The sequence below is a fragment of the Fusibacter sp. genome (assembly GCF_057447755.1).
The window spans coordinates 1-6,197 of sequence record NZ_JBVBZF010000211.1 but is presented as its reverse complement, the minus strand read 5'-3'; the positions used below and the strand labels follow the sequence as shown (position 1 = coordinate 6,197).

5 protein-coding genes are annotated in these 6,197 nt (G+C 37.6%); all 5 read right to left on the bottom strand.

The annotated features are described in order from the left end of the window. A partial coding sequence (locus tag AC220I_RS16660; protein WP_486724991.1) for a RelA/SpoT family protein occupies positions 1-1,908 on the bottom strand: 1,908 nt, incomplete at its 3' end. A gap of 107 nt (positions 1,909-2,015) precedes the next feature. Next, complete coding sequence (locus AC220I_RS16655; protein WP_486724990.1) at positions 2,016-2,534, bottom strand: adenine phosphoribosyltransferase; 519 nt, start codon at positions 2,532-2,534, stop codon at positions 2,016-2,018. Positions 2,535-2,545: 11 nt separating this feature from the next. Further along, entirely contained in the window at positions 2,546-4,870 is a 2,325-nt protein-coding gene (gene recJ / locus AC220I_RS16650; protein WP_486724989.1) for a single-stranded-DNA-specific exonuclease RecJ, read from the bottom strand. Then, a complete protein-coding gene (locus tag AC220I_RS16645) occupies positions 4,871-5,269 on the bottom strand; it encodes a LapA family protein (protein WP_486724988.1) in 399 nt (132 codons plus the stop codon). 102 nt (positions 5,270-5,371) lie between these two features. Further along, positions 5,372-6,197: protein translocase subunit SecF (gene secF, locus AC220I_RS16640; RefSeq protein WP_486724987.1), on the bottom strand; the 826-nt coding region annotated here is incomplete at its 5' end.

Sequence of the window (6,197 nt, the reverse complement as noted above, 5' to 3'; positions counted from 1 at the left end):
TATAAATCGATTCTTAGAATCATCGGTCTTTTCAAAGTTCTCGCAATCCGCCCTATGGATTGTTACCCCCCTGCCTCTAGTGATATAACCTATAATGTCATCACCTGGCACTGGGCTACAGCATTTTGCAAACCTTATGAGAATGTCATCAATGCCCTTAACCGTAACACCTGTTTCGTTCTTGCGCTCTTCTTTTTTCTTTGGATGCTCCTCAATTTTCTCAATTTCAGGCATCTTTTTGGCTTGTTCTTCTTTTTGTTCTTTGATGTATTTTTCTCTAATTTTAGGAACGACTTGATTGGTTAAAATACCACCATAACCAATTGCGTTATAGAGGTCATCCAAGGACTTAAGGCTTAGCCTTCTCATGATTTCAGATAAATAGTCTTCATTTAAAACGACTTTGGTCGGTAAATTTTGTTTTCTAAGCTCGCCCAAGATCATCTCATGACCCTTTTCAATATTCTCTTCACGGCGCTCTTTTTTGAACCACTGTTTAATACGTTGTTTGGCCTGTGTACTCTTGACGAATTTGAGCCAGTCTCTCGATGGACCGACTGCATTTTTACTGGTCAAGATTTCCACACGCTGACCATTTTGTAATTGATAATTGATCGGTACAATTCTGCCATTGACCTTTGCACCTACACATTTATTACCGATTTCAGAGTGGATCTTATAGGCAAAGTCTATGGGTGTAGAACCAACCGGCAAGTCTACAACAGCGCCATTTGGTGTGAAGACAAAAACCTCTGTATTGAAAAGGTCAAATTTTAAGGATTTCATGAACTCACTAGGGTCCTTGAGGTCACTTTGCCATTCCATCATCTGTCTAAACCAAGAGATCTTCTTTTCCATTTCTGAGTTTGCCGCTTTAGAGCCCTCTTTATATTTCCAGTGTGCCGCAATACCAATTTCAGCAATTCGGTGCATATCACGGGTTCTGATTTGTATTTCAAATGGCTCTCCGTTCCCCATTAGGGTCGTGTGAATCGACTGGTAGAGGTTGGGTTTCGGCATGGCAATATAATCCTTGAAACGACCTGGAATCGGCGTCCAAAGTGAATGTACTGCCCCTAAGGCGCTATAACAGTCTTTGATGTCATCACAAATAATACGAATTGCCGTAATATCGTAGATTTCATCAAATTCCTTATGTTGATACTTCATTTTTTTATAGATACTGTAAAAATTCTTTGGTCTACCATATATTTCAAAGTTCAGATTGAGTTCAGTAAGCGCACGATTGAGCTTATCAATATAATCATTGATGATGAACTCTCTTTCTGTTCTCTTCTTATCTACTTTTTTAACGAGATCCATATAGCCTTCTGGATCCAGATATTTAAGACTTAAATCTTCAAGTTCCCATTTAATCTTGAAGATACCAAGTCGATTGGCTATCGGGGCAAAGATCTCAAGCGTTTCTTCCGCTTTTTCCTTTTGCTTCTCAGGTGGCATATTGCCAAGTGTTCTTATATTATGAAGTCTATCTGCAAGTTTGATTAGGATGACCCTGATGTCACTTGACATGGCTAAAAACATTTTTCTCAAATTCTCAACTTGACGCTCTTGTTTGGTCTCGTAATTGATGACAGCCAACTTAGTGACCCCATCAACCAACAGCGCCACATCATCTCCGAACTCTCTTTTTACATCTTCAATCTTCACTGTAGTGTCTTCAACAGTGTCATGCAACAAGGCAGCTATGATGGTTTCTTCGTCCATTTCAAGCTCAGCCAAAATAAGAGAAACACTCGCAGGATGATTGAAAAATGGCGTCGTGCCATCCTTGCGCATCTGTCCTTCATGAGCAATTTCACCAAATTGATAAGCCTTTGCGATTCTGTCTAAATTCACATAGGGCGCAAACTGTTTTACCCTTGTCAAATATCCTTCTAAGTTCATAAGCACACCACTATTTCTTTCTATATCAAATAATAGTTCGCATAGGATTACCTTGCGAACTACTTATATATATTGTAACGATTACTCTTTGAATTTACAACTCTTTTTTATGACTCAAAAGGGATTACAGAGAATACTTCATAATCGCCTAGAACTTGTCTACCGTTTAAGAAATTAAGTTCAATAAGGAAAGCAAGTCCTACGACCTTTCCACCGAGCTTCTCAATTAAATCGCAAGTTGCCTTGGCAGTACCACCAGTCGCCAATAAATCGTCTACAATTAAAACACGATCACCCGGTTTAATAGCATCCTTGTGAATTTCTAATGTGTCTGTACCATACTCAAGTTCATATTGATGCTGAATGGTTTCATATGGCAATTTTCCAGGCTTTCTAATTGGTACAAAGCCTTTTTTAGTCAAGACTGACATCGGTGCTCCCAAGAGAAACCCTCTTGCTTCAGGCCCTACAATCACATCATATTCAAGGCCCTTAAGCATATCAATACATGCATGAATTGCTTCAGCATAAGCCTCACCATCAGATAAAAGCGTTGTTATATCCTTAAAACTGATCCCTTCTTTTGGGAAATCCTCTACCACTCTAATTTTAGATTTAAAATCCATTTGATTGCCTCCTATTGACGAACCTCTTTATATGGCTCCCATATTTTCTTATAAAGCGGTAAAGCTTCTAAGTCTATCCGCTCTTTTGGCTTTGTTAAAATTCTTAATTGAACATTGCCATTCTTTTCTTCAAACTCAATTAATTTCATTTGTTCTAAAAGCATCAAGCATATTAAACACTTCGGTATGCTCAAATTCAACTGTAGTGCTAATTTCTTGATGTCAAATTGTTTTAAATCCCCCAAGTTTTTATAAAAATGCATCAGATCATTTCGATTTGGTATGTGAATACTGATGTTCCAATTTTCATTTAAGACAATGCCTTCAGGATTTTGTTCTAAAGCCTTCTGGGTTGGCATAAAGATTATATCCACATAATCTGGTTCAGTCTCCTTTGGATCAAGTTCATTGAAATGCAATGTATACTGATAAAAATTTCGATTGAAAAAATAATCCTTGAGGCGAATCATTCCTTCCAAAGAGTAGACAAACAGTGTCTTTTTTTCAGGGGCAAAGAATATTATATCAAAATCTGATTCACTTGTAAATTTACATAGATCGATTTCTGGACTACCCTCTTGGATATACTTTGAGACAGCCTTGGCCATTTTAATGGTCAGGAGGTCAGCCACAGGCATATGAGGCTTAACGATGTCTTTAACCATAAATTGAATGGTTTCGACCCCCATAAAATGATTGATCTCTAAATTCAAAAGTAAATGCAAATGGTCTTGCTTCTTTAAATAACGGCTTAGATGCGCATTGTTAAAAGACAAGGCATCATATACCCTTATACCATCATTAACAATTAATTTTAAATGGGTTTGCTCCTTGCCGATACATTTAAAATCTTCAAGTACAAGGTTTTCGAATGTAAACTGTGGCTTGGGATTCGCAAGTCCAAAAGGCTTTAAGGCATCAATTTCATCCACGAGTTTGTGGTTGACCATTTGTGGTTTTAATACACCGTCGGCCTTGCGCTTACGCGTCAGCATTTTAAAAGAAATATTGGATTCGCTATATGCCAGCAGCTTGGCCTTGAGTGTCATGACATTATCAGCGCTTAATGTCAATCCAGCGGCTTGTTCATGACCACCAAACTTGTCGTATAAATCTTTGAACTGGCTTAGAATTTCAAAGATACTGATCCCTTCAACACTTCTAGCAGAGCCCTTAGCGATACCATCCTCCACATTGAGAATTACCACAGGTCTCGAAAAACGATCACAGAGTTTAGAGGCAACGATCCCAATGATGCCTGTATGCCATGCCTTTCCTAAGACAAGTAGGACCTTTTCTCTTTCAAGATCAATGTCTCTTTCTATATAATTAAGTGCTTCTTCTAAAATAATGCGTTCCTGGGCTTGTCGATCACTGTTCAGGTCGCTTAGGCTTTTGGCGATTTCTATGGCTCTTTGCTCACTGTCAGTCAAAAGCATTTCCACTGCTATTTTAGGGTCCCCAATTCGTCCTGAAGCATTTATCCTAGGGGCTATGATAAAACCGATATGGCCAGCATTGATTTCTTTGCCTTGAAGATTAGCTTCCTTTATGAGTGCCCTAATGCCAGGGACATGCGATTTTTTCATCTGCTCGAGACCAAGTTTGGTGATAATTCGATTTTCATCGACCAAAGGTACAATATCTGCAATCGTCCCAAGTGCAACGATATCAACAATTTCAGGTAAAAAATCAGCGAACTTTTCACCTAAGAGCGCTTGTATCAGTTTTAATGCTACGCCGCATCCACAAAGCATTTCGAAGGGATAACCTTTGATTTTGGGATTAATAATGGCATAGGCATCCGGTAGTGTTTCTTGGCATTCATGATGGTCTGTTATAATCACGTCTAGACCAAGCGACTTGGCAAGTTCAACTTCATTAACTGCTGTAATGCCACTGTCCACTGTAATAATGAGCTTACCGTTCGCCTCATGGATCATATTTATCCCTTTATGGCTGATCCCATAACCTTCATCATGCCTATCTGGAATATAGTAATCAACTTCGATGCCTATATGCCTAAAAAATCGGCACATGACAGTAATGCTCGTGATACCATCCACATCATAGTCACCATAAATCCATATTTTTTCATGGTTTTCTATTGCCCTTCTAATCCTCTCAACGGCAAGTGTCATGTCTTTAAATAAGTATGGGTCATGAAGGTCATCAAGAGTTGGCTTGAAAAATGTATTCACTTGTTCAGTTGTGGTAAAACCCCTATCTAATAACAATTTGGTTATGAGTGGTTCTGTATTAAAAAGAGCACTATATTGCTTTATACGCGCATCATCTATTGAGATAGAATGCCATATTGAATTTTGAAAAATCATTTATTCACCGTTTTCTAAATTGGTATTTTGTACATTTGTATTGGTATTCGTATTTGTATTCGTCTCATCTTTTAATTTTAATTCTTTGATTAACTCTTCCTTAACTGCTAACTTTGCTTCTAACTCTTTTGCATAAGACTCTTTTTGTGTTACCTGTTTTTCAAGCTCAGTGTTTCTTTTATTCAATTCTTTAATTTGCTTCTTTGTTTTCATCTTTTTGAAAGCATCAAAGAACCAAATAACCAAGGCTCCAATCAGTGCAGAACCAATAATGACAATGGCAAGTGATAAATCTACTTTGGCAAAAAAGAAACTCACGGTTACAACAGATGCATTAAAAATTGCAAATGCTGAAATGATAATCGCAAAAATAAGGGTAAGAACTACATTTAACTGCATAATGACCTCCTATGATTTTCATTTTAAAAAGCGTTATAATCAAACCCACCTGTTCAGTTGAAAGTTTTGATCATAACGCTTAAGATGACTTTTCTTGTTTAATTAATTTGCAGCGTAAGAACCTTTATGAGAAATTTTATCTCTAATAATTGCCCATACTGGACTTGCGATGAAAATTGAAGAATACGTACCAACAGCGATACCAGTCATAAGTGGTAGAGCAAATTCTTTAATAGACTCAACGCCTAAGAAATATAATGCGCCAATAACGAGTAATGTTGTAAGTGAAGTATTGATAGATCTAGTAAGCGTTTGATTGATCGATTTATCCGCCACTTCAAAGTGGGATTTGCCTTTTTCTCTCTTAACGTTTTCTCTAACTCTATCGAAAACAACGATGGTATCATTGATTGAGTAACCAACGATGGTCAATATCGCTGCAATAAACGAAGAATTTACAGTTAATCTGAAAATCGCATAAATTGAAATTAACATTAAAACGTCATGTAGTAAGGCAACGATTGCCGCTAGACCAAACACAACTTCAAATCTAAATGAGATATAGATTAACATAAATACTGACGCTACTAAGATTGCCATTAATGCTCTATTTCTGATCTCAGCACCAATTGCTGGGCCAAATTGTTCAGCACCTCTAAAATCCGAGTCTTCTAAGTTGTAAGCTGTTTTTAATGCATTGAAAATCTCAACACGCTCTGCATTACTTAAAGAAGCCTTCGTCTTAATGATGACTTCAAACTTATTCTCACCAGCATGTACAATCTCAGGTGAAAGATCAAACGCTTTGATCACGTCATTTACTTCACTCACCGAAACCGTTTGGTTAAGGTTTACTTGCATCATGGTACCGCCAGTGAAGTCAATACCGAAGTTAAGGCCATTTAATAGCATCATGACAATGCCTAGG